This is a genomic window from Pseudomonas sp. WMBT8 (genome assembly GCF_050916005.1).
Lineage (GTDB): Bacteria > Pseudomonadota > Gammaproteobacteria > Pseudomonadales > Pseudomonadaceae > Aquipseudomonas.
Map to the genome: position 1 here is coordinate 4,280,194 of NZ_CP188096.1, position 24,599 is coordinate 4,304,792.

General features: G+C 62.5%; 21 protein-coding genes, 4 tRNA genes and 1 pseudogene. 8 read left to right on the plus strand and 18 right to left on the minus strand.

Translation table 11 applies throughout. From position 1 onward, the window contains the following. Window positions 1–11: 11 nt before the first annotated feature. From ACO77H_RS19250 to ACO77H_RS19265, 4 genes are all read right to left on the minus strand, one after another. Window positions 12–87, minus strand: a tRNA-Gly gene (locus ACO77H_RS19250). Window positions 88–90: 3 nt separating this feature from the next. Continuing rightward, window positions 91–166 (minus strand) — tRNA-Glu (locus tag ACO77H_RS19255). Window positions 167–271: 105 nt separating this feature from the next. Beyond that, window positions 272–347 (minus strand) — tRNA-Gly (locus tag ACO77H_RS19260). 2 nt (window positions 348–349) lie between these two features. Then, window positions 350–425: transfer RNA gene (locus ACO77H_RS19265), tRNA-Glu, on the minus strand. 358 nt (window positions 426–783) lie between these two features. Between ACO77H_RS19265 and ACO77H_RS19270 the strand changes: the two genes are divergently transcribed. Next, window positions 784–1,554, plus strand: coding sequence for a hypothetical protein (locus ACO77H_RS19270; protein WP_092234781.1), 771 nt, complete (start codon window positions 784–786; stop codon window positions 1,552–1,554). A gap of 125 nt (window positions 1,555–1,679) precedes the next feature. Next, window positions 1,680–2,492 (plus strand): alpha/beta fold hydrolase, encoded by an 813-nt coding sequence (locus ACO77H_RS19275; protein ID WP_432754446.1) that lies wholly within the window; start codon window positions 1,680–1,682, stop codon window positions 2,490–2,492. A gap of 136 nt (window positions 2,493–2,628) precedes the next feature. On the opposite strand, the gene ACO77H_RS19280 is transcribed toward ACO77H_RS19275, so the two are convergent. From ACO77H_RS19280 to ACO77H_RS19295, 4 genes and pseudogenes are all read right to left on the minus strand, one after another. Then, window positions 2,629–3,546, minus strand: a complete 918-nt coding sequence (locus tag ACO77H_RS19280; protein ID WP_432755772.1) for a methyl-accepting chemotaxis protein — start codon at window positions 3,544–3,546, stop codon at window positions 2,629–2,631. Next, window positions 3,538–4,569, minus strand: a pseudogene (locus ACO77H_RS19285) (methyl-accepting chemotaxis protein); the annotation flags it as partial. The gene ACO77H_RS19280 and the pseudogene ACO77H_RS19285, both read right to left, overlap by 9 nt. Before the next feature lie 114 nt (window positions 4,570–4,683). Beyond that, window positions 4,684–6,108 (minus strand): PLP-dependent aminotransferase family protein, encoded by a 1,425-nt coding sequence (locus ACO77H_RS19290; protein WP_170056989.1) that lies wholly within the window; start codon window positions 6,106–6,108, stop codon window positions 4,684–4,686. Between the two features lie 205 nt (window positions 6,109–6,313). After that, the gene (locus tag ACO77H_RS19295; protein WP_170056988.1) at window positions 6,314–7,075 is read right to left on the minus strand and encodes an SDR family oxidoreductase; all 762 of its coding nucleotides are present in this window, start codon (window positions 7,073–7,075) and stop codon (window positions 6,314–6,316) included. 226 nt (window positions 7,076–7,301) lie between these two features. Here ACO77H_RS19295 and ACO77H_RS19300 point away from each other — a divergent pair, with 226 nt between their 5' ends. Beyond that, a complete protein-coding gene (locus ACO77H_RS19300; protein WP_170056987.1) occupies window positions 7,302–8,309 on the plus strand; it encodes an NADP-dependent oxidoreductase in 1,008 nt (335 codons plus the stop codon). Between the two features lie 157 nt (window positions 8,310–8,466). On the opposite strand, the gene pyrF is transcribed toward ACO77H_RS19300, so the two are convergent. Then, window positions 8,467–9,165 (minus strand): orotidine-5'-phosphate decarboxylase, encoded by a 699-nt coding sequence (gene pyrF / locus ACO77H_RS19305; RefSeq protein WP_029292743.1) that lies wholly within the window; start codon window positions 9,163–9,165, stop codon window positions 8,467–8,469. A gap of 266 nt (window positions 9,166–9,431) precedes the next feature. Here pyrF and ACO77H_RS19310 point away from each other — a divergent pair, with 266 nt between their 5' ends. Further along, complete coding sequence (locus tag ACO77H_RS19310) at window positions 9,432–10,181, plus strand: response regulator (RefSeq protein ID WP_169956845.1); 750 nt, start codon at window positions 9,432–9,434, stop codon at window positions 10,179–10,181. After that, on the plus strand, window positions 10,181–11,221 hold the full coding sequence (locus ACO77H_RS19315) for a sensor histidine kinase (RefSeq protein ID WP_432754447.1): 1,041 nt from the start codon (window positions 10,181–10,183) through the stop codon (window positions 11,219–11,221). Before ACO77H_RS19310 ends, ACO77H_RS19315 begins: the two co-directional genes overlap by 1 nt. Before the next feature lie 28 nt (window positions 11,222–11,249). Here the strand turns inward: ACO77H_RS19315 and ACO77H_RS19320 are convergent, their stop codons facing one another. The 9 genes from ACO77H_RS19320 to ACO77H_RS19360 all read right to left on the minus strand — a co-directional run bounded on the left by ACO77H_RS19320 (window position 11,250) and on the right by ACO77H_RS19360 (window position 19,250). Continuing rightward, the gene (locus ACO77H_RS19320) at window positions 11,250–12,311 is read right to left on the minus strand and encodes an AI-2E family transporter (protein WP_169956816.1); all 1,062 of its coding nucleotides are present in this window, start codon (window positions 12,309–12,311) and stop codon (window positions 11,250–11,252) included. A 71-nt stretch (window positions 12,312–12,382) separates the two neighbouring features. After that, complete coding sequence (locus ACO77H_RS19325; protein WP_169956814.1) at window positions 12,383–13,201, minus strand: DUF4892 domain-containing protein; 819 nt, start codon at window positions 13,199–13,201, stop codon at window positions 12,383–12,385. Between the two features lie 102 nt (window positions 13,202–13,303). Continuing rightward, entirely contained in the window at window positions 13,304–14,158 is an 855-nt protein-coding gene (locus tag ACO77H_RS19330) for an alpha/beta hydrolase (protein ID WP_432754448.1), read from the minus strand. Continuing rightward, window positions 14,155–14,958: an alpha/beta fold hydrolase gene (locus ACO77H_RS19335; protein ID WP_432754449.1), complete on the minus strand. Its 804-nt coding sequence runs from the start codon at window positions 14,956–14,958 to the stop codon at window positions 14,155–14,157. Before ACO77H_RS19335 ends, ACO77H_RS19330 begins: the two co-directional genes overlap by 4 nt. Window positions 14,959–15,055: 97 nt before the next feature. Continuing rightward, on the minus strand, window positions 15,056–15,499 hold the full coding sequence (locus tag ACO77H_RS19340; RefSeq protein ID WP_169956808.1) for a hotdog fold thioesterase: 444 nt from the start codon (window positions 15,497–15,499) through the stop codon (window positions 15,056–15,058). Window positions 15,500–15,529: 30 nt separating this feature from the next. Further along, window positions 15,530–17,197 (minus strand): AMP-binding protein, encoded by a 1,668-nt coding sequence (locus tag ACO77H_RS19345; RefSeq protein ID WP_169956806.1) that lies wholly within the window; start codon window positions 17,195–17,197, stop codon window positions 15,530–15,532. Window positions 17,198–17,420: 223 nt separating this feature from the next. Beyond that, on the minus strand, window positions 17,421–17,870 hold the full coding sequence (gene sixA / locus ACO77H_RS19350; protein WP_172312806.1) for a phosphohistidine phosphatase SixA: 450 nt from the start codon (window positions 17,868–17,870) through the stop codon (window positions 17,421–17,423). After that, entirely contained in the window at window positions 17,867–18,214 is a 348-nt protein-coding gene (locus ACO77H_RS19355; RefSeq protein WP_038447121.1) for a DUF4389 domain-containing protein, read from the minus strand. Before ACO77H_RS19355 ends, sixA begins: the two co-directional genes overlap by 4 nt. Window positions 18,215–18,224: 10 nt before the next feature. Then, complete coding sequence (locus ACO77H_RS19360) at window positions 18,225–19,250, minus strand: NAD(P)H-dependent glycerol-3-phosphate dehydrogenase (protein ID WP_169956803.1); 1,026 nt, start codon at window positions 19,248–19,250, stop codon at window positions 18,225–18,227. Window positions 19,251–19,445: 195 nt separating this feature from the next. On the opposite strand from ACO77H_RS19360, the gene ACO77H_RS19365 reads away from it, so the two are divergent. The 3 genes from ACO77H_RS19365 to ACO77H_RS19375 are packed head-to-tail and all read left to right on the plus strand — an operon-like array spanning window position 19,446 to window position 24,398. Continuing rightward, a complete protein-coding gene (locus tag ACO77H_RS19365; RefSeq protein WP_432754450.1) occupies window positions 19,446–21,566 on the plus strand; it encodes a TonB-dependent receptor plug domain-containing protein in 2,121 nt (706 codons plus the stop codon). A 1-nt stretch (window position 21,567) separates the two neighbouring features. Continuing rightward, complete coding sequence (locus ACO77H_RS19370) at window positions 21,568–22,500, plus strand: ABC transporter substrate-binding protein (RefSeq protein WP_432754451.1); 933 nt, start codon at window positions 21,568–21,570, stop codon at window positions 22,498–22,500. After that, window positions 22,497–24,398, plus strand: coding sequence for an ATP-binding protein (locus ACO77H_RS19375; protein ID WP_432754452.1), 1,902 nt, complete (start codon window positions 22,497–22,499; stop codon window positions 24,396–24,398). Before ACO77H_RS19370 ends, ACO77H_RS19375 begins: the two co-directional genes overlap by 4 nt. Window positions 24,399–24,599 lie beyond the last annotated feature (201 nt).

Below are 24,599 nucleotides of genomic sequence, written 5' to 3' on the forward strand. Positions count from 1 at the left end.
TTTGTTGAATATGGAGCGGGAAACGAGACTCGAACTCGCGACCCCGACCTTGGCAAGGTCGTGCTCTACCAACTGAGCTATTCCCGCAAATGGCGTCCCCTAGGGGACTCGAACCCCTGTTACCGCCGTGAAAGGGCGGTGTCCTAGGCCACTAGACGAAGGGGACACGCTAACTGAAACACATGGTGTGTATTCCAGTGCCCAGAGGCCTTGTCCGAAGACTTGGTCCTGGTTTCACTCAGTGCCGCCCGAAAGCCACACTGTTTAAAAATGGAGCGGGAAACGAGACTCGAACTCGCGACCCCGACCTTGGCAAGGTCGTGCTCTACCAACTGAGCTATTCCCGCAATGGCGTCCCCTAGGGGACTCGAACCCCTGTTACCGCCGTGAAAGGGCGGTGTCCTAGGCCACTAGACGAAGGGGACACACGTACAACATTCACTCCCTACCGCGTTTCGCTGTGTGCTTTACGCTGTAAGTGGCGCGCATTCTATGGATGGATTGAAAGGTCGTCAACCCCCAAGGATAAATTTATTTAAATCAATGACTTCCCCCTGCTTTCCAGGCACTCCCGGGGTTTCTCGCCGTCCAGGCTTTGGCGCCTATATTCTGGCGCCCGACAAGGCGTTATAGTCCCCACCCGCGAATGATGGCAATGTGCATCTATAAAGACGATGCCTACATATACAGATGAAAGCACCGACTCATCTCGTCGAAGAGTCCTATCCGCCGCATGCGCCAATCACTACACTTCAACGCACATCCCATAAAGAGGTCACACCGGTGACACCACTCATGATCACCCTGCTGGTAATAGCCGGGATCGTAATACTGATCGCCATTGGCTACATGAACCACGTGGTGGAAAACAACAAACTGGAAAAGGCCCGTGCCCAGATCGAACTCAACGATCGGCTGCGCCGCTGTGGCGAGATCACCGAGACGTTCCCTGGCCAACTGATGACGCCGCAGCTCAAGCTGCTGCTGACCCGCCTGGAACTGAACGTCAACCAACGCATGCTTCACCTGAACAAATCCAGCGCCACTATCAAGGCACGTATTGCCGAGTTGGAAGCACTGGTAGGCCAGGGCGAATCGATCCCGGTGAACAACCCCCCGGGACCGATCCAGACCGAAGCCAAGGCCAAGGATGTGCGCTTTCTGCTCGAAGCCCTGCACGGCCAGGTCACCCGCGCCGCCCAGGACGGCTTTTTGCCGACCAATGAGGCCAAGCACTGGATCCGCGAGATCCGTCACCTGCTGGTGCTGCTGCACATCGAGTTCTTCAACAATCTTGGCCAGCACGCGTTGCAACAGGCGCAACCCGGCCAGGCGCGCCTGGCGTTCGAGCGCGGCGTGCAATACCTGCGCAAGCAGCCTGAGCCGGCCACCTACAGCCAGCACCTGCAACTGCTGGAAAAACAATTGGCGCGCGCCAACTCCATGGTGCTGACCAACAGCCAGCAAACCGCAGAAGAGGTCAATGAACTGACCGCAGGCTTAAAGGCCGATGACGCGGATGCCGAATGGAAAAAGAAAGTCATCTACGATTGACCCCCTCCTGTACTTAAGTCACCGGGTGCATTTCCTGCACTCGGTGCCATCATCCTGCGGCTATCCCCCCTTCTATAATTCGCGTACAAAAGTGCACTTCATGCACTTAACCAAGGAGGCAAGCCGTGCCTATCGCCATCATTGATGATCAGCCCTTGCACTACGTGGACCAGGGTTCTGGCCCAGCTGTCCTGCTCGGCCAGAGCTACCTGTGGGACCAGCAGATGTGGGCACCGCAGATCGCCGCCCTGTCGCAACAGTACCGAGTGATCGTGCCAGAGCTGTGGGGCCACGGTGAGTCCGGCCCACTGCCAGTATCGACCCAGAGCCTGGACGACCTGGCGCGCCAGGCCCTGGCGCTACTGGACCACCTGGGCCTTGCCAAGGTCAATCTGGTGGGTTTGTCAGTCGGCGGCATGTGGGGCGCCCCGCTGGCGCTACTGGCGCCCGAGCGGGTCAATAGCCTGGTGCTGATGGACACCTACCTGGGCGCAGAGCCTGAGGCGACCCGCGAAAAGTATTTCGCGCTGCTCAGCGCGATTGAAGCCACGGGGGCTATCTCAGATGCGCTATTGGATATCATCGTGCCGATCTTCTTCCGCCCCGGCATCGACCGCGACTCTGCGCTGTATCAGGACTTCCGCCAATCCCTGCGTGACTTCCCCAAGGATCGCCTGCTACAGAGCATTGTGCCCCTGGGGCGCCTGATTTTCGGTCGGGGTGATGCGATGGCAGGCCTGTGCCGCCTGAACTCCGATACTACGTTGGTGATGTGCGGTGACGAAGACCAGCCGCGCCCACCCGCAGAGGCGCAGGAGATGGCTGAGCTGATCGGCTGCGATCTGGTATTGATCCCGGGTGCAGGGCATATCTCCAGCCGGGAAAACCCGGATTTCGTCAATGAGGCGCTGCTGACCTTTTTGGCTAATCACGCCTAATCACACCTTGCGTATCTCCAACATGGATGAGATGCCGACGCACGCAGCTACATTCCCCTGTGGGAGCGGGCTTGCCCGCGATGTACACCTCAGGGTGTCAGCTCCCACAGGGAACTCGTTCCGGTCCTGAATATGATTACAGCCGGAAATGCCCCACCATCCCCTTGAGCTCCGCCCCCAGTTGCGCCAACTCGATGCTCGACGCGGCGTTACCCTGCATGCTCAGCGCCGATTGATCGGCACTGGCGCGGATGCTGGTGACGCTACGGTTGATCTCTTCGGCCACTGAGCTCTGCTGTTCGGCGGCCGCCGCGATCTGCTGGTTCATCTGCTGGATCAGCGAGACCGCCGCCGCAATGCTACCCAAGGCGCTTTCGGTTTCCAGGGCATCGCTGACGGCCAGTTTCACCAGCTCGCCACTGTGCTGGATATCCCGCACCGAGGACTGCGCTGCACTGCGCAAGGTGCTGACCAGACGTTCGATTTCTTCCGTGGATTGCTGGGTGCGCCGAGCCAGGGCCCGCACTTCATCGGCGACCACCGCGAAGCCGCGCCCTTGCTCGCCGGCGCGTGCCGCCTCGATGGCCGCGTTGAGTGCCAGCAGGTTGGTCTGCTCGGCCACGCTTTTGATCACCTCCAGCACGCTGCCAATGTTCTGGATTTCCGCGCTCAGGCTCTCGATGCTGGTACTGGCGGATGTTGCCGAACTGGCCAGCAACTCGATGCGCTGCAAGCTCTGGCGCACCACCTGTTGGCCGCTGTCGACCTTGTCGTCGGCGGTTTGCGCCGCTTGGGCGGCCTGCTCGGCATTGCGCGCCACATCATGCACCGTGGCGGCCATCTGGTTCATGGCGGTGGCGACTTGCTCGGTTTCTTCTTTCTGGTTGCTGACTTCGAGATTGGTCTGCTCGGTCACGCTGGACAACGACTGAGCCGAGCTGGCCAATTGCGCAATGCCCGCCTGCAACCCGCTGACCATGCTGCTCAGGCCCCCGCCCATCTGCTGCATCGCCTGCATCAACTGGCCCATTTCGTCCTGTCGGCTCACCTCCATGCGCCCGCTGAGATCCCCGGCGGCAATCTGCCGGGCCACGCCAATCACGCTGCGCAGCGGCAGCACGATCAACCGGGTAATCAGCCACGCCGCAATCACCCCCACCAACAAGGCCAGGGCCGACGAAACAATGATCAGCAAGCTGCTCTTGGCCAATTGCGCCTGCATCGACTGGTCCTGGGCGGCATAGGCCTGGTTGACCTGCGCCACCACCTGCGCCGCCCGCTCATGCAACTGCTGGTAGACGATCTTTTCCTGGGCCAACAGGCCGGTGTATTCGGTGAGTTTTTCGCTGAAGGCGCCGATGTGCCCGACCACTTCATTAAGCACCGTCTGATAGCCGGGGTCCTTGACCAGGGTCTTCAGTTGTTCGGCCTGGGCCAGGGCCTGGTCAGCCTGTTCGATGCGGCCTTGCCCGGCACTGTCCTCATCACCCTTGCGGCTTTGATCTAGACGCACCCGCGCTTCGTTCATGGCCTGCAACATCAGGCGCGAGACCTGCGCCACCTGGCCGGCCTGCTCGATAAACTCGGCGCCCTCCCTGCCCTGGCTTTCCTTGAGGCCATAGGCCCCGTCGTCGGCCAGGCCGGCCTGCAATACATCAAGGTTGTTGGCCACGCTGGACACCGACCAACTGGCCATTTCCAATGCCAGGTCCTTGGCCTGGGTCAGCTCGACAAACTCGTCAAACGCCTTGCGATAGGCAGCCAGGGCCTGCCCGACCTCGCTCATGTTCAGCGTCAGCGCCTCGGCCAACAGGCTATCGACCCGCTGGTGCAGGGCCTCGACCGACTTGGCGTCGGTGCGCAACGCATACTCCTGCTCGATCAGGCGCACGTTCAGCAGCCCTTCATTGAGCGAAGACATGCCCTTGAGCCCCACAAAACGCTGGCCAACGGTTTGCAGGGACCACACGCCAATCGCCGCCACCAGGGCCGTCAGCAGTAATACCAGGGCAAACCCCAGCCCCAGTTTCCTGGCCAGCCCAAGGTTGGCAAATCGTCGTTGCACGGCCAAAATCATTGCGCAAAATCCTCTTGGCGTGGCGAATGCCAGCAAGCCCGGTATCCATGCAACGAGATTCGCAACCCCGGCCCCCGCAACACAAGACGTTGGCGCCACAATAATGGCAAAAAGCTACATACCCGTCGTTTTCAGAATGGTGGAGGTCGATCCTGCAGGCCCCATCGCCTTGAACAACGCCAGGGCCCGGTGATCACAGGCATAGGCCACGTTGATCCGTAGCCAATCGGCGTGCTCGCCGGTCGGGCTGAACAACTCCCCGGAAGACAGCAGGACGCCAAGCTGCCGCGCCCTGGCATGCAACCTCGTGCCATCCACTGCGCCGGGGCGCGCCCACACAAACATGCCACCTGCAGGTACCGCAAACACCTCCCACTCTTCGTCCTCCAGCACCTGCAACGTCTTCGCCATCTCCGTGCTCAAGCGACGGCGCAGGCGTTGCACCCATTTGCGGTAGGTGCCGTTGGCCAGCAGGCTCGCCACCATCGCTTCGGCGAAGCGCGAGGTGCCCAGGCCCGTCAGGGTCTTGAGCTTGAGCACTTGGCCGATCAAGGCCGTGCTGGCAGTGAGATAGCCGACTCGCAGGGCGCTGCTCAGGGTCTTGGAAAAACTCGAGACATAGATGACCCGATCACCATGGGCCAATGCCGCCAGCCGGATACAGGAAGCATGTTGCAGGTCGCCATAGACATCCTCCTCGACAATCAGGAAGTCCCGGGCGTGGGCCAGGTGCAGCAGGCGCTCGGCCACTGTCCGCGAGAGGCTACTACCGGTCGGGTTGTGGTAGAGGCTGTTGATGAACAGGCACTTGGGGCGGTGGCTGGCCAGCAGCGCCTCCAGGGCCTGGATGTCCGGGCCACTGCGGGTCCTGGGGACCTCCAGCAACTTGACGCCGTGGAAGGCCAACTGACGATAAAGGTTGCCGTAGCCAGGGGTCTCAACCACCACCGTATCGCCGGCCTTGAGCAAGGTGCGGATCAGCAGGTCCTGGGCATGGCTGGCACCATGGGTGGTGAGAATGCGCTCGGTACTGCTGGCCACCTGGATCTGCGTCAGGCGCTTGTGCAATTGCTCACGCAACACCGGCAACCCCAGGGGCGTGCTGTAGTTGAAAACCCCTGCGGTATCGGTACGGCTGATTTCGCGAATCGCGTAGCTGATGTCATCACTTTCACGCCAGGAGTCCGGCAGCCAGCCGCACCCCAGCTTCAATTCGCCCAACTGGTTATCGGTAAAGGCTCCCCACCTGCGCTCCGCGCCCTCGTACCACTGGCACTCTGCCAGTGGACTGCTGGCCACAGGCTGTTCGGCGATAACAAACCCCGAGCCGGCCCTTGAGGCCAACACCCCTTCGGCCACCATGCGCTCCAGGGCCTCGATCACATTGGATTGACTGAGCAGGTTGTCATGAGCCAGTTGCCGGATGGACGGCAGGCGCGTTCCAGGGCTGACCCCGCTCTCTCGGATCCATGCGGCAATGGCGCTGACAATTTGCTGAACCACCGGTACAAGGGCTTGTCGATTGATCCCTAAATCCATGAGCCACCCCCTTCAACTGTTTGGCTTTTAACTCAAAACAGTTAAGCACAGAAGGTCCGGATCACCCCGCTCATAAATTTATTAAATCATTGATTTTATTGAATTATTTACCTATTGAAACACAATAAACCAAGGCATCTTGCCACCTGCGGAAACGCCCCACAGCGCCTCAAATCACTTTCCCAGTGGTGCACGGCAGCAGGTCCTAAATAGCGGTCGCCCCACCATCCACCGCCAATGCATGCCCGGTGGTGAACGCCGCACCATCGCTGCACAAATACAGGACCGCACTGGCGATTTCCCCGACCGTACCAATACGCCCGACCGGGTGCATGGCAGCGGCAAATTCGGCCTTGCGCGGATCGGCTTCATAGGCGCGGCGGAACATGTCGGTATCGATCACCGCCGGGCACACGGCGTTGACGCGGATTTTCTTTTTCGCGTACTCGATGGCCGCCGACTTGGTCAGGCCAATCACCGCATGCTTGGACGCCGCATAAATACTCATCTTCGGCGCAGCCCCCAACCCGGCCACCGACGCGGTATTGACGATCGCCCCGCCGCCCTGGGCCAGCAGCAACGGCAACTGGTACTTCATGCACAACCACACGCCCTTGACGTTGACGCCCATGATCGCGTCGAACTCATCCAGGGTGCCGTCGGCCAACTTGCCTTGTTCGATTTCGATGCCGGCATTGTTGAACGCATAGTCCAGGCGGCCATAACTGTTCAACACCTGCTGCATCAGGTTCTTTACGTCCGCCTCCAGGGTGACGTTGCAGCGCACGAACACCGCCTCACCGCCCACCTCGCGGATCAGCGCGACCGTGCCCTCGCCGCCCGTCACATCCAGGTCGGCGACCACCACCTTCAAGCCTTCCTCGGCAAATGCCAGTGCCGTGGCGCGGCCAATGCCGTTGGCGGCACCAGTGACCAGGGCGACCTGGCCGGAAAACGTCATGCTCATAGCTTTTATCCTTGGATGAATACCCGTTCGCCCAGCATAGCCAGTGCCCGGCGCCGCGCGTCAGCACTATCAGAAGGCCGGTTGAACGCCCATGCGTGGCAGTGATAAGTGTGCCGTGCCCACTATCAAGCCAGCCTATCGACGGGCATTCGCAGGCATCGGCCGAACTTGCTCCTGGCGCCTGGAAGGTCTATCACTTGAGGTTCATTTACCCAGAGTCCTTGCCATGACTGCCCAGACCAACCGCCAATTCCTGCTTGCCAAACGCCCGGTCGGCGCGGCCACGCGGGACACCTTTACCTATCAGGAAGTGCCAGTGGGCAACCTGGCGGACGGCCAGGTACTAGTGCGTAATGAGTACCTGTCCCTCGACCCGGCCATGCGTGGCTGGATGAATGAAGGCAAGTCCTACATCCCGCCGGTAGGCATCGGTGAAGTCATGCGCGCCCTGGGCGTAGGCCAGGTCATCGCCTCGAACACCCCGAAATTCGCCGTAGGCGATTATGTGAATGGCGCCCTGGGCGTGCAGGATTACTTCCTCGGCGAGCCGCGAGGTTTCTACAAGGTCGACCCGAAACTGGCGCCGTTGCCGCGCTATCTGTCGGCGCTGGGCATGACCGGCATGACCGCCTACTTCGCCCTGCTCGACACCGGCGCGCCCAAGGCCGGCGACACTGTGGTGATTTCCGGCGCCGCCGGGGCGGTGGGCAGCATTGCCGGGCAGATCGCCAAGATCAAGGGATGCCGCGTGGTCGGGATTGCCGGCGGCGCCGACAAGTGCAAGTTTTTGCTGGATGAACTGGGGTTCGACGCGGCCATCGACTACAAGCACGAAGACGTGCCGGCGGCCCTCAAGCGCGAATGCCCGAAAGGCGTGGACGTGTATTTCGACAACGTGGGCGGCGATATCCTCGATGCCGTGCTCAGCCGCCTCGCGCTAAAGGCGCGTGTAGTGATCTGCGGTGCCATCAGCCAGTACAACAACAAGGAAGCCGTGAAGGGTCCGGCCAACTACTTGTCGCTGCTGGTCAATCGGGCGCGCATGGAAGGGTTTGTGGTGATGGACCACGCGGCGAACTTTGCCGCCGCCGGCCAGGAAATGGCCGGCTGGATGGCGCAGGGCAAGCTCAAGAGCAAGGAAGATATTGTCGAGGGGCTGGAGACATTCCCGGAGACGCTGATGAAGCTGTTCAACGGCGAGAACTTTGGCAAGTTGGTGCTCAAGGTCAACTGACACCCCACAGAGCCCTTGTGGGATTGGGTGCCAGCCGACACACCATAAGCAAATGTAGGAGCTGGCTTGCCTGCGATAGCATCACCTCGGACTGACTGAAAAACCGAGGTGCCTGCATCGCTGGCAAGCCAGCTCCCACATTTTTAGCGCAAGGGCATCAGGCGATTTCGGCAACCACCGCCGCCAGGGCCTTGGCCGGATCAGCCGCCTGGCTGATCGGGCGACCAATCACCAGGTAATCAGAACCCGCATCCAGCGCCTGGCGCGGGGTAAGGATGCGGCGCTGGTCGTCCTGGGCGCTGCCCGCCGGGCGAATCCCCGGAGTCACCAACTGCAACGCCGGATGGGCGGCCTTCAACGCCTGGGCTTCCAGCGCCGAACAGACCAGGCCATCAAGGCCGGCCTTCTGCGCCAGGGCCGCCAGGCGCAGCACTTGCTCCTGGGGCTCGATATCCAGGCCGATACCGGCCAGGTCCTCACGCTCCATGCTGGTCAGCACGGTTACACCGATCAGCAGCGGCTTGGGACCGCTGCGTTGCTCCAGCACCTCACGGCACGCGGCCATCATGCGCAGGCCGCCGGAACAGTGAACGTTGACCATCCACACGCCCATCTCGGCAGCGGCCTTGACCGCCATTGCGGTGGTGTTGGGGATATCGTGGAATTTCAGGTCGAGGAACACCTCAAAACCTTTGTCCCGCAGGGTGCCGACGATTTCTGCGGCGCAACTGGTGAACAATTCCTTGCCGACCTTGACCCGGCAGAGCTTGGGGTCCAACTGGTCAGCCAGCTTCAGTGCGGCGTCACGAGTGGGGTAATCCAGGGCGACGATGATAGGAGTCTGGCAGACGGACATTGGAATGGGCTCTCAGGCAAGTCGAAATCGGCGCGGATTGTAGCGCAAGCAGCGGCTTTGCGGGATCCGATGATCGGTAAATCCTCGCCGACTGCCTACTTTTCTGGGAGAAGCGGCTAATATTTCAAAGTCGATACATTCACGACACGCCTGCAACATGCCCCGCCAGTAGCCTCGCCCGCATGCCCCGACACGGCGCCTACGCTCAACGCACCTACCCCGTCGCCGCCCCTGGGCCGACGGTCAACCAGGCAGATGATCGCACCATGCATACCCCTTGTGCCCTGAACCACGAGCCCGCCACCGAGGACAAGCGCTGGAACACCCGCGCGCTGATCGTCGACGACGATGTGCCGATCCGCGAACTGCTGATCGATTACCTGGCCCGCTTCAACATCCTCGCCAGCGGCGTGACCGATGGCGCCGCCATGCGCCAGGCCATGCTGGCCGAGACCTTTGATGTGGTGGTGCTCGACCTGATGCTGCCGGGCGAAGACGGTTTGTCGATTTGCCGCTGGCTGCGGGCCGAATCGGATATCCCGATCCTGATGCTGACCGCCCGCTGCGAACCCACCGACCGCATTATCGGCCTGGAGCTGGGGGCTGACGACTATATGTCCAAGCCGTTTGAACCCCGGGAACTGGTGGCGCGGATCCAGACCATCCTGCGCAGGGTTCGTGATGAGCGCACCGAGCAGCGGACCAACATCCGCTTCGATAACTGGCGCCTCAACAGCGTGCTGCGCCAACTGGTGGCCGACAACGGCCTGGTGGTGCCGCTGTCCAACGCCGAATTCCGTTTGCTGTGGGTATTTATCGAACGTCCGCGCCGGGTGCTCAGCCGCGAACAGTTGCTGGATGCCGCCCGTGGGCGCTCGATCGAAGCCTTTGACCGCAGCATCGACCTGCTGGTCTCGCGCCTGCGCCAGAAACTGGGGGACGACCCCAAGGCCCCGCAACTGATCAAGACCGTGCGCGGTGAAGGCTACCTGTTCGACGCGCGAGACATTGGCTGATGCGCAACGCCTTCAACACGTTGTTTGGCCGCCTGTTCGGGGTGTTGCTGGTGGGCATTGTGCTGGCCCATGTGCTGGCGATCCTTTGGTTCCAGCATTACGGCCCGCCGCCACCACCGCCTGTCACAACGCTGGTCGAACAAGCGGACGGTACCTTGGAGCCCCAGATACAGAGCCGTCCCAGACTCAGAGGCGCGGTGGTGCTGCTGTCCTTCCAATGTATCTCGCTGATCATCGCCGCGTGGTTCGGCGCCAAGCTGCTCAGCCGCCCGATCCAGCGCTTGAGCGCGGCGGCCGAGCGCCTGAGCCTGGACCTGGACAGCCCGCCCCTGGACGAATCCGGCCCGCGCGAAGCCCGCCAGGCTGCCTCGACCTTCAACCTGATGCAACGGCGCATCCGCGAACAAGTCAGCCAGCGCGCGCGCATGCTCGGCGCAGTGTCCCACGACCTGCGCACCCCGCTGTCGCGGCTCAAGCTGCGCCTGGAGCAGATCGACGATATGCGCTTGCAGGGCCAGATGCGCCACGATCTGGACGACATGATCGGCATGCTCGACGCCACCTTGAGCTACCTGCACGAACAACGCACCGGCGAAAGCCGACAGTGGCTGGACGTGCAGGCACTGGTGCAATCTTTGAGCGAAAACGCCCAGGACCAGGGCGCAGACGTGCAGTGCCTGGGCCAAAGCGCCCCGCTGCAAGTGCAACCCATGGCCTTGCGCTCGTGCCTGAACAACTTGATCGACAACGCCCTGCGTTATGCCGGTACGGCGCGCATTGAACTGCAGGATAGCCCCCAGGCGCTGGTGATTCGGGTGATCGACCATGGGCCGGGGATTGCCGCCGAACAGCGGGAAGCGGTGTTCGAAGCGTTTTTTCGGCTGGAAGGCTCGCGCAACCGTAATTCCGGGGGCGTGGGGCTGGGGATGACCATCGCCAAGGAGGCGGTGGAGCGGTTGGGGGGTAGATTGAGCCTGGAGGAAACACCAGGCGGTGGGTTGACGGCAAAAATGTGGCTACCCAGAAGCGAACCCCTGTAGGAGCCGGCCTGCCGGCTCCTAGCAGAGATCAGTTTGTCTTGTCCTCGCGACGAACCTGCGCCTGGCTGGCGCTCCAATCCGTCAACAGGCTATACGCCACTGCCAGCAAGGTCGGCCCGATAAACAAGCCGATAAAGCCAAACGCGATCAAGCCACCAAATACCCCCAGCAGCACAATCACCAGCGGCAGGTTGCCGCCGCGGCTGATCAGGTACGGCTTGAGCACGTTGTCCACGCCGCTGATGATGAATGTGCCCCAGACGCCAAGGAACACCGCATAGGTGTAATCGCCCTTCCATACCAGCCAGGCCGTGGCCGGGATCCATACCAGCGGCGGGCCCATGGGGATCAGGCTCAGCAGGAAGGTGACGATGCCCAGCACCAGTGCCCCCGGCACGCCGGCGATCAGGAAGCCGATCAGTGCCAGCAGTGCCTGGGCGGCGGCGGTGCCGATCACGCCGTTGACCACCCGCTGTACGGTACCGGCGACCAGGTCGATGTAGTACCCGGCACGCTCACCAATCAAGCGTTCCAGCAAACGGTGGACGAACATCGCCAGGCGCGGCCCGTCGCGGTAGAAAAAGAACACAAACACCAGGCTCAGGGTCAGCTCCAGAATGCCGCCGCCGATCTGCGCGCTACGGGCCAGCAGCCAGTTGCCGACCTGCCCCAGGTACGGCTTGATCGTGACCATCAAGGCTGCGCCCTGTTGGTCGATGCTGTCCCACATGCCCACCAGCCGCTCTCCCACAAACGGGATGGAGCCCAGCCAGGTGGGCGCCTCGGGCAGGCCGTCGACCTGGACGTCCTTGATCAGCGCCACGGCGTCGCGCACGTGGTCGGCCAGGTTGAAGCCCAGCCACACCAGCGGCACCGCCACCAGCAGCATCCAGCCCAGGGTCAGGATCCCGGCGGCCAGGGACTCGCGGCCACCCAGGGCGCGGGTCAACAGGCGCATCAGCGGCCAACTGGCAAACGCCAGCACCGCGCCCCAGAACAGCGCCGACCAGAACGGCGCCATCACCCAGAAACTGGCACCAAACAGCACCAGGAGCAGGATCTGCACCAGCAGGCGATCATTGTTGAGCATGTGGTTTCTCGAAAAAAGTCTGTAGAGGAAGAGCTTAGGCGAACGGCACGGGTCCGTTCGCCCTGGAACGATCAGCGGATCACTTGCAGATGCAGGCCCTTGGCCTCGCTAGTGGCGGTTTCCAACCGCGCCGCGCGTACGCCCTTGTCGATCAGGCCCTGGCGCCAGGCTTCGGCGTTGGGCCCGCTCAAACTGACCCGCAAGGTGGTATCGAGGTTCAATCCACGGGAAATCAGGGTCAGCCACGTGGCGTCGGGCTCAGCCCCCAGCGAGGGGAAATCCAGCTCGTCGGTGCTTTTCAGTTCGCGCAACAACGTGGCCGAGGTTGGCAGCAATTGCCCCAAGGGCGCGCTGGCGTCCATTTGCTCCACATGCAGGTACGCCCGGCGATTGCCGCGAGTGATGCCGTACAGCGCCACCAGGGAGTTGTCCTGGGGGGCGGCCAGGCGCAGCAAGAGGAATTCCTGCTGGCCATCGGCGCCCACCAGCTTGGCATTGCCCAGGACCTCGTTGGCCCACAGGCTGCTTTCGCCACAATCGCGGGCCTGGCACCAGAACAGCAACTGTGCGCCCTGCTCTTGCAAGGCCTCGCGCGTGGATTTGAAGGCCGCGCTGGAACTGTGCTCGGCGGGCAGTTCATAGGTGATGGCGGTCACTTGACCACGCGCCGTGGCCTGGCCTTCGTAACGTAACTGGCCGCTGATCTTGCGGATCGCGCCCATCGGGTAGATGCGTTCTTTTTCTTCGGCGGGACGGTAGTCGACAATCTGCGCATCCACCTGACGGGCCACGCTGGGCAGATCCTGGCTTCCCGGTAGATCAGCAGCGAAAACCAACGGGCTGACGCAGCACAGCCCAAGCACACGGATAATTCCCTTGGCACTACTCATCGGATCGGTGCGCCTGGGCCGGTGGATGCCTTCGCGGTATTCGGATTGTTCATGGTTGACTCCCTTTCAATCCGCCCAGCCTCGACAGTTGCCCCCGCCAAGTCAAGGCGCGGTGAAGAACCGATTGAAACAGTCTGCAACAAGAGCGGCCCCCGGCTCGTCATTCAGGTGCAAATGATGGCCACCTGCAAGGGTCGTCACGGTGAACGGCAGCTGCGAAAGCAGCTCGGGATGCTTGGCCAGCATGCCCTCTTGTGCGACCACCAACTGCGTAGGGCAAGCTACCCGGCGCACGAAGGCCATGGCCTGTTCTTCCGTCAGGCGCATCGGCGAGGCCAGTGTCAGGCGGCTGTCGCTGCGCCAGGTGTAGCCGCCCGGTACCGGCATCAAGCCGCGCTGGGCCAGGAGTTCCGCGGCTTCACGGCTGACGGCGACCACACCTTTCATCCGCGCCTCCACCGCCCGGTCGAGGCTGCCATACACCGGCTTGCGCTTGTCTTGCAGGTTGATTTGCGCCTGCAAGGCCATGCCCAGGCGCTCGGCGGCGTTCTCGCCGGTGGCGGTCGGCGGGATCACGCCGTCGATCAATGCCAAATGCGTCACGCGCTCCGGCATGGCCCCGGCCAGTACGGTGGAAACAACTGCACCGAGGGAGTGGCCAAGTAATGCAAAACGTTTCCAGCCCAGTTGTTCGGCCACTTGCAGTACATCGAACACGTAATCCCACAGCGCATAACCTGCGCCGGCCGGACGATGGGACGAGTGGCCGTGGCCGGCCATGTCCAGGGCGACAATACGCAAGCCGTGCAGCTTGGGTGCCAGGCGCGCGAAGCTGTTGGCGTTGTCCAGCCAGCCATGCAGGGCGATCACCGGCAGGCCGTCTTGCGGGCCGAACAGATGGGCCGACAGCTCGATATGCGGCAGGCTCAGGCGCACTTCTTCGACAGGCACGGTCATGCGCAACTGCGCTCGCGGGCTTGCCAACGGGTGAACAGGTTCTTGATCAAGGTCGCCGTATCATGCGGGCGCTCCAGGGGAAACATGTGGCCGCCGGGCATGGTCAGCATCTCGCCCATGGGCAGGCGCGCGACGCCGCTGGCGTGATGGCGCATCACCACCCGGCTCTGCCGGCCGCGTACCACGGCCAGTGGCACTTTCAATTGGCGAGTCTGGCCAGGGCTGGTGTGTGGCACGCCGCGGTAGATGCTGATTTCCGTGGCCGGGTCGAACCGCAGGCGCAAGCGATCGCCGACCTGGTGCAAACCGTGTTGCAGATAGGCCTCCAGGCAATCCGGATCAAACCCGCGGAACAACGTCTTGCCGGAAAAATACTGGCGCGCCGCCTCCAGATCGGCGAACTCTTCGCGCCGGCCCAGGGTGCGGCCAGCCGGGGTCAGGCGGTCGATCAGGCCAAAACGCTTGGCCGCACGGATCACCCAGCGGTCGGCCAGGGTCAGCACCGGCGAGTCGAGCATCACCACCCCGCGATACAACTGCGGGCAGCGCAAGGCCGCGTGCAAATGCAATACCCCACCCAGTGAATGGCCGACGCCCCACACCGGCTCCGGTTGCTGTTCCAGGTGGTGGATCAATTCGTCCACCAGGTTCTGCCAGTTGTCATCCACCGGAAACCGCGGATCGTGGCCGTGCTGTGACAGGTGCGCCACTGCGTACTCCGGCGCCAGGGCCGCGAACAATTTGCCGTAGGTCGCCGAAGGGAAGCCATTGGCATGGGTGAAAAACACATGTTGCGACATAGCCTGCCCATCTTCAAAAACAGAAATCGATTGTCCCCACCCCCGGTCGCTACAGCAATGACTGTAACTGCCAGGAATGATGACACTCACGCCACGCCTATCGCGCTGGCGGGTTCTCGCCCAGCGGCACCACGGCCATGGTCAGGCGCGACACGCAACTGGCCTTGCCCTCGTCACTGGTCAGGCGAATGTCCCAGACATGGGTGGTGCGCCCGATATGGATCGCCCGGGCCACCGCCGTCACCCGCCCGGACCGCAGGCCGCGCAGGTGATTGGCGTTGATCTCCAGGCCCACGCAGTAGAACTTGCTGGCGTCGATGCACAAATAGCTGGCCATGGAGCCGACTGTTTCGGCCAACACCACCGAGGCCCCACCGTGCAGCAGGCCATAGGGTTGATGGGTGCGGTGGTCGATCACCATGCTGGCGGTCAGGGACTCGTCGTCGAAGCGCTCGAAACGGATGTCCAGCACTTCACCAATGGTGTTTTTCTGGATGGCATTGAGTTGCTCGATGTTGGGAAGGGTGCGCCACAGGCTCATTGCAGTGTCCTTATTGATTTTATTGAATGCTCAATCCTGCCACAGCACCGCCTCGGAGCGCGCGCTCCAGGCCTGGAACTGTGGACCGTAGGTTGACTCGATCACGTTGCGCTTGATCTTCAGGGTCGGCGTCAGAAAGCCGTTTTCCACGGCCCAACTGTCTTTCACCACCACCAGTTGACGCAAGCGCTCATGTTTATCCAGCACCTGGTTGACCTCCTCCAGCAGGCGCTCCAGGCTGCCGTGCAAGGATTGCCGGGCCTCGCTGGCCGCCTCTTGCAGACCCACCGCAGACAGCACGCACAAGCCCATCGGCGCGCTCAGGCCATCGCCGACCACGCACACCTGCTCGATGCGCCCGTGCTCCGCCAGGCGGTTTTCGATGGGCGCCGGGGCCACGTACTTGCCCTTGCTGGTCTTGAAGATTTCCTTGAGGCGCCCGGTCAGGCGCAAGCGGCCTTCGGCATCCTGCTCGCCCTTGTCGCCGGTACGCAGGAAGCCGTCCTCGGTGAGGGTCTCGGCGGTCTTCTGCGGGTCCTTGAAGTAGCCGAGCATGGTCGCGCCGCTGCGTACCTGGACTTCGCCAGCCGGATCGATGCGCACCTCCACGTCCGGGCATGGCAGGCCGATCCAGCCGATCTTCTGCTGGCCGGGGCGACAGACGTGGGAGTAACCACAACTTTCGGTCATGCCATACACCTCCAGCACGTCCAGGCCCAGGCGCTGGTACCAGCGCAGCAGCGCCTCGGGCACCGGCGCGGCACCGGACAGGGCCACCCGGACCGCGTCCAGCCCGAGGCCGGCAAGGACCTTGTGGCCGACACGTTTTCCGATAAATGGCAGGCGCAGCAGCAGGTCCAGGCGTTTTTCCGGGATTTTGCCGTACACCCCCATCTGGAATTTGGTCCAGATCCGCGGCACGCCGAACAGGGCCGTGGGCCGGGCGCGTTGCAGGTCGGTGAGGAAGGTGTCGAGGCTTTCGGCAAAAAACACCGTTTGCCCGGTGTAGATCGCCGCCATCTCGACAAACATGCGCTCGGCCACATGGCACAGCGGCAGGTAAGACAGCAGGCGATCGCCCTCCCCCAGGCCGAACAGCTCGGTACCCCGGGTCGCCGCGAACGCCAGGCCGCCGAAGGTATGCATTACGCCCTTGGGCAGGCCAGTGGTGCCGGAGGTGTAAATGATGGTGGCCAGGTCCGTGGCCGCAGGCGCGGGGTCATCCTGGATCGGCGAGCAGGCTTGCAGGTCGGCCCAGGTGAAGTCGAACTCACCTTCGGGGCACAGCGGCAGGCTGATGGTCGCAAGCCCGGCCTTGATGCCTGGGGCCATGGCTGGCCAGTCGTCAAGCTTGCCGATAAACGCCAACGCGGCCTCGGAGTGCTCCAGCACATGGGCCACGGAATCGGCGGTGAGGTTGGGATACAGCGGGACCGAGACATGCCCGGCCATCCAGATCGCCAGGTCGGCGATGATCCAGTGCGCGCAGTTTTTCGAGATCAGGGCAATGTGCGAGCCCTGGGGCAGCTCCCGCGCGCGCAGCCAATGGGCGGCACAACGGGCCTGGTGACCGGCTTCGCCCCAGGTGAGCGTCTGCACCTCGCCGCCGCCCAGGGGCTGGACCAGAAAGCGCTGGCGCGGATGGCGCGCCTCACGTTCAAAGAAGACCTGCAGCGGCAAACGAAAAGCGACAGACATGGGACGCGCTCCTGTGTGTTCCGATGGTAGCCAACCAAGCACTTGCTTGGTGGACTATTCCATGCACAAAGGAGCACTGCAAGTTCCTTACTGACACAACACAAATAAGTGTGGGAGCGGGCTTGCTCGCGAATGCGCAGTGTCAGCCAATATATTCATTGACTGATACACCGTATTCGTGGGCAAGCCCGCTCCCACAGGTGATTGTGTTGTGCCTGAAAAATCAGGGGTTTTTGACGCTATTGAGGCTCATCAGCCCCGCCAACGGAAAGTCCCCTTCCAGCTCCGCCAGGCTGGCGGTGTGCATCGGTTGCGGCTGGCGCTGGTGGCCGTGCTGCAAAAAGCTGATCAGGTTGCCCACCAATGGCTGATGGCTGACCAGCAGCACACTGTCATCGGTGTCGAGTTTTTCCAGCACTTGCAGGGGGTTGCCGTCCGGCGTCAGCCACGGCACGGTGCGGATTTCTGGCACAAACCCCAGCGCCTCACGCACCAACTGTGCAGTCTGCTGCGCCCGCGCATAAGGGCTGGCAATGATTGCGCTGATGGGTTGGCCGATCAGGTGCGCGGCGCTGTGCAGCACTTCTTCGCGGCCCCGCTCGGTCAGGTTGCGCTGGGCGTCGCTGGACGCATGGGACTCGGCCTCTCCGTGGCGCAATATCCACAGTTTCATAGCTTGGGCTCTTCATCGCGCACCGGGTGCGGGGCTGGCGGCACGCTGTGGGCGGCCTCGCCTTCCGGAGCGCGCGGGGTTGGCCAATCGGCGAAGGGCCAGGGTTTCTGCTCGCTGTGGAAGCTGCCAAAGCGGCCAATCTGCGCGAGGAACTGGCTGAGGCTGTCGCCAAAGTTCATCAGGCCCAGGTTCGGTGCGCCGTAGATCAGGCGGTAGATCAACTGCACCACCACCAACGCCCCGAGGATGAACTGCGCCACTTGCCAGACCAGGGCAAACACCAGCATCCACAGGATGCGCAGGACAATGGATTCATACTTGGGTGCTGTTTTCGGATCGTTCATCGCGCGTTCCTCAGTTGAAACCACTGGTGGAAATAAAGTCGACATCGGTCTTGGGTTCGGCACGCATCAGCAACTCGATGACCTGGTTCAAGGTGCGCCCTTCGAACAGGATCGCGTGCAGGCCGGCGACCAACGGCATATAGACCCCGGTCTCCTGGGCCTTGGCCTTGAGCACCTTCAGGGTGTTGACCCCTTCGGCCACTTCACCCAGGCGGGTGACGGCATCTTCCAGGCTCAAGCCCTGGCCCAGGGCAAAACCCACTTGGTAGTTGCGGCTTTTCGGCGACGAGCAAGTGACGATCAGGTCGCCCACCCCGGCCAGGCCGAGGAACGTCATGGGGTTGGCGCCCTGGTTGACCGCAAAGCGGGTCATTTCCGCAAGCGCGCGGGTGATCAGCATGCTCTTGGTGTTTTCCCCCATGCCCAGGGCCACCGCCATGCCGGCGATGATGGCGTAGACGTTTTTCAACGCACCGCCCAGCTCCACGCCAAAGCGATCAGCACTGGCATAGACACGGAAGGTGCGGCCATGCAGCACCGCCTGCACCTGTTCGCACAGGGCCTCGTCTTCACTGGCGACCACGGTGGCGGTCAAGGCGTGTTCGGCCACTTCCCGCGCCAGGTTCGGCCCGGAGAGCACGCCAATACGGGCCTGGGGCGCGATGTCCTCGAGGATTTCGCTCATCAGCTTGAAGGTCTGGGCCTCGATGCCTTTGGTCAGGCTGACCAGCATCTTGCCCGCCAGCCGCTCGGCATGGGGCGCCAGCACCGAGCGCAGGGCGCTGGAAGGCAGCGCGACGAAGCACAGGTCGCAGTCATCCAGGGTGGCCTGCAGGTCCGTGACCGGCGTGACCGCCGCATGAATCTTGATGCCCTTGAGGTAACGGGGGTTTTCCCGGTTGACCCGGATGGCCTCGGCCTGTTCGGGATCGCGCATCCACTGACGCACCTGATGGCCGTTCTCGGCCAGCAGATTAGCCACGGCGGTACCAAAACTTCCGCCTCCCAGGACCGCAATTGGGCGCTGTTCAGTCATATGCAATCCGTTAATCCATAGCAGTGGCGATGGCGGCATTATACGGGCCGGCCCGATGGCGGCCAGCCCTTCCGTAATTTCCCGCGATTGTCGGAAAATGGCCGGATAGACCACAGTAATTGCGATAGCGCCGACTGGCAAAAGCGCCCGCCTCAGTTAACATGGGCGGCTATCCGCAATTATCAAGGCCGTGCCGTGTATTTGGGCCCTCCTCCTCGTTCATCTGTGTTTCTGGCGCTGCTGGTCAGTACGCCATTGCTGGCCGACGATCTGTTCCTCGACAACCAACCGCTGCCCCAGGTCCTCACGGCGACCCGGCTCAAGCAGTCGGCCGCCGCCGTGCCTGGCAGCATGACGGTGATCGACAGCGAACTGATCAAGGCCAGCGGCGCGCGGGATATCGCCGAGTTGCTGCGCCTGGTGCCGGGGATGATGGTGGGCTACACCTCGGGCAACCAGGCTGCCGTCAACTATCACGGCACCAATGCCAGCGAAGCACGGCGCATGCAGGTGCTGATCGATGGCCGCTCGGTGTACCGCGCCGGCCTCGCCACGGTGGACTGGAGCGATATTCCGGTGGCCATGGAGGATATCGAGCGGATCGAGGTGTTCCGTGGGCCCAATACCGTCAGCTACGGCGCCAATGCGCTGATGGCAGTGGTCAATATCCTCACCCGCTCGCCGGCCAACAGCCTGGGCACCCGGATGAAAATGACCCGGGGCGAGCGCGGCATCAATGATTGGTATGCCAGCCAGGGCCTGGGCTGGGACACCGGCAACCTGCGGCTGTCGCTGTCCGGGCAACAAGACGACGGTTTTGACAGCGACCGGGTGGGTGCCGACTACCGCGATAGCCGGCGCCTCAACCGCTTCAGCCTGAAAGTCAGCCAGACCCTCGACCAGCAGCAAAGCATCGACTGGCAGATCAACGCCAAGGAAGGGACCAACCAGCGGCCGTACACCTACAAGCCGGTGTTTGCCGGGATTACCGATGGTGGTACTGATTCCGACGTCAGCGCCAAGGACTACGCCGCCTCCCTGCGCTGGAACTTCGACTTCAATCCCGACCACAGCCTGTATATCCAGGGTTCGGCGCAGCAGTGGGATCGCCGCCAGGTGTGGAAAGCCTGTGACGCCAAGGTCTCGTTCAGCCCGCAGTTGACACAGTTGTGGCAAATGAACCCCAACTACGCTGAAAAGTTGGCGCGGCACATGCAGGATTACCAGGGCGGCACTCCACCGCAGGGTTCCGCTGCCGAGCAGGCGCTGGCCCAAGAGGTCATCGAACAGTGGAATCAAGGCGGCAAGGAAAGCGTCTGCGGCAACATCGACCAAAGCACCAAGGAAAGCCGCTACGACCTGGAAGTACAGGACACCCTGAGCCTGTCCGACAGCCTGCGCCTGGTCAGCGGCATGAATTACCGCTACGACCGCGCCGACTCCGACACCTACTTCAATGGCCGGCTGGACGACACCACCTGGCGCCTGTTCGGCCATCTGGAATGGCGCGCCAGCGAACACTGGCTGTTGCAGGGCGGGGCGATGTACGAAAGCACCCAATTGAGCGGCAACTCGCTCACGCCCAGGGTCGCGGTCAACTACCTGATCAACCCGCGCCATGGGCTGCGCGCGGTGTACTCCGAGGCCATCCGCTCGCCGGACATGTTCGAGAACAATGTGAACTGGAGCTACCGGGTCACCAACCTCAGTTCCCCCGTGTACGGGCAGAACTCCGGGCAGTATTTCGTCAAGACCCGGGGCCCGGGCGACCTCGACAAGGAGCTGATGCGCTCCCGGGAGCTGGGCTACAACGGTTTTTTTGCCGACATTGGGCTGAACCTCGACATCAAGCTGTTCTATGACGAAATCACCGGCATGATCAGCGAGCCCTTGCGCAACAACCAGTACATCGCCAGCAACAGTAACAGCTCGCGTTTTACCGGGACCGAGACCCAGCTGGACTGGCACTTGAGTACCGCCGACCGCCTGCGCCTGACCTATGCTTACGTGGATGCCGACGCCAGCAACGCGCTGGACCGCCAACAGACCGCACGCAACAGCGGTTCGGCCGGCTGGATGCGCGAGTGGGGGCAAGGCTGGTCCAGCGCGCTGTTCTATTATGGCAACGATGCACTCAATCAATATCGCTTTGAACGGGTCGACATGCGAGTCGCCAAACGCATCGCCCTGGGCAAGGCCAACCTGGAGCTGGCCGGCATGCTGCAACAACGCCTCGACCACCAGCCCACCACCCAGGTCGACAATAACTACGACCAGCGCCACGTCCTCTACTTCAGTGCGGAGTTAGAGTTCTGACATGAACCCTGCCCAGTCAAGGATGACCGCCCTCTTCGGCGCCAGGTTCTGGCGCCGCTGCCTGCTGCTCGCCAGCCTGGCATTGGCCAAGCCCGTGTGGAGCGCCGAAATCCTGCTGACCGCCGCCGAGGATGGCCCCGGCGTGCAGGCATTCACCCAGGCCCTGCGCGAGCAACGCCCTGCCGATAGCGTCACCTTCAAGGCCCTGCAAAACATGCCCGCCCCCGGCCAACTGCCGAGCAGCACCCGCCTGGTCCTGCTGGACCCGCCCAGCCTCGACTGGCGCCTGCAGGATCCCCAGGGCCCGGCCACCCTGGTGCTGCGTATCAGTCGCCTGCAAGCCCGCGAGCGCCTGGGCAACCATGTGCCTGGCAAGATCAGCCTGCTGTGGAGCGACCCGCCCCTGGACCGGCAGTTGCGTCTGATCGCCAATATCCTGCCCCAGGCCCGGCGTATCGGCGTGCTGTACGGCAGCGAAAGCGAATTCCTGCTGCCAGAGTTGCGCCAGCATGCGTCGGCCCAGGGCCTGGAAATCGTCGCCCAGCACTGGGACAACATTAATGACAGTCGCCCGTTGCTGAACCTGTTCAAAAACAGCGATGTGTTGCTGGGGCTGGATGATCCGCAGTTGTACAACCCAAAGACCGTGAAAAACCTGCTGCTGAGCAGCTACGCCAGGCAGTTGCCGCTGATCGGGCCCAACGCCGGCTTCGTACGGGCCGGCAGCCTGGCCAGTACCTACAGCGACCAGGCCGACTGGCTGGATGTACTTGACCGCCTGCTCGATCGCCCGCCGGCCAGTTGGCCGCGCTCGCTGTACCCGGAACACTTCAAAGTCGTGGGCAACCCGCAAGTGGCGCGCTCGCTGGGGATCGAACAGGTGGACGAGACCGCCGTCGCGACCCGATTGGCCGAAGGGGAGAAACACCCATGACCTTGCGTCGCCGCTGGGATATCAACACCCGCACCCAGATCATCACCCTGGGCCCGGCCCTGTTGCTGACGTTGCTGCTGATCAGCTTCTTTACCTTCGTGCGGATCCAGGATCTGCGCCAGGAACTGGACCACACCGGCCAACTGATCGCCAACCAACTGGCCCCGGCCACCGAGTACGGGGTGATCTCGGGCAACAACGACGTGCTCGACAGCCTGCTGCGGGCGACCCTGGCCACGCCGCACGTGCGCTTCCTGGAAATCCAGGACAGCGCGGAAAACATCCTGGTGTATGTGGAGCAGCCATCGGAAAAGCACGACCGCTCGCTGTCGGTGAAAATCTTCCAGGCGCCGATCCGTCTGCAGCATATCCAGCTGGGCAACGATTTTTTCCAGGACAGCACCGCGCAATCCAAAGCGCCACGGGCCGACTACCTGGGGCGGGTGATCGTCGGCATGTCCAATGACGCCTTCAGCCAGCGCCAGCAGGAAATCCTCTTCAAGGCCGCGATCCTCGCCCTGTTTGCCCTGCTCTTTACCTTCCTGCTGGCGCGGCGCCTGGCCGCCAGCCTGTCGCAGCCGATCAGCGCCATGGGCCATGCGGTCAAGGCGATCCAGCAGGGTGACTACAGGGCCCCGCTGCCGATTGTCGACGACTCGGAGTTGGGCGATCTGTCCCGGCATATCAACAACCTTGCCGAAGGCCTGCACCACGCCAGCCGCGAACAGCAGCAGGCCATGGCCCAGTTGATCCAGACGCGCGAGGAAGCCGAGCGCGCCAACAGCGCAAAATCCGACTTCCTGGCGATGATGAGCCACGAACTGCGCACGCCGATGAATGGTGTGCTGGGCATGCTGCAACTGCTCGAAACCACGCCCATGACCGACGAGCAGACCGAGTACGCCGCGCTGGCCTCGGAGTCCACCGAGCACCTGCTCAAAGTCATCAACGATATCCTCGACTTCTCGCGTATCGAACGTTCGGCCCTGGAGCTTGAACATATCCCGTTCAACCTGGTGGACCTGATCAACAGTTGCGCCCAGGCCTTCCAGCACAGCGCCATACAGCGCGGGCTGATCCTGGAACTGCCGATCCCGCCGGGCATGGAGGCGTTGCGCGTGCAGGGCGACCCGACGCGGATCCGGCAGATCCTGGTGAACCTGATCGGCAATGCACTGAAATTCACCGAGCAGGGCACGGTCAGCGTCGAGCCCAACTGGCAGACCCTGGACCATGAACTGCTGTGGTTCACCTGCACCGTGCGCGACACCGGGATTGGCATCTCGGCCGAGCGCCTGGAACTGATGTTCGATGCTTTTCAACAGGCGGACAGCTCTATCTCCAGGCGTTACGGCGGCACCGGCCTGGGCCTGCCGATTGCCCGCACCCTGGCCGAGCGCATGGGCGGCACCTTGCGCGCCAAGAGCGAAGAAGGCCTGGGGTCGGTGTTCACCCTGGAAATCCCCTTGGCGATCTACCAACAGAGCCTGCCGCAGATCGCCGCAGCCACCCAGCACAAAGCCAGTGCCGGTGAAGGTCGCAATGTGTTGCTGGTGGAGGACAACCCGGTCAACCGCACGGTGGTCCAAGCCATGCTGCGCAGCCTGGGGTTCGAGGTGAGCATCGCCACCGATGGCGCCGAAGCGATTCGCAGTGCCGAAAGCCTGATTTTCACGGCGATCCTGATGGATTGCCGGCTGCCGGTGATCGACGGCTATGAAGCCACCCGCCAGATTCGCCAATTGCCCGGCTGCGCCGACCTGCCGATCATTGCCCTGACAGCCAATGCGTTACAGGGCGATCGCGAGGCGTGCCTGGCCGCTGGAATGAACGATTACCTGGCCAAGCCGTTCAAACGCACGGATTTGCAGCAAATCCTACAGCGCTGGGTGCATTAGATCAGCACCATCAGCCAACTGCGACTGGCGTGAAACACGAAAGTGCGGCAGTCTTAGGCACCCGAGCGGGCCTATAAATGAGTCCGGTTTAAAATTTCAGTGCACAAGTGTACATTCATGTCCTTGATGCTGTGACTTTCACTACAACGCAATAGTCTACCTGTAGGCTGCCGACGTGAGGCAAGCACGCTTCAGTCGGTC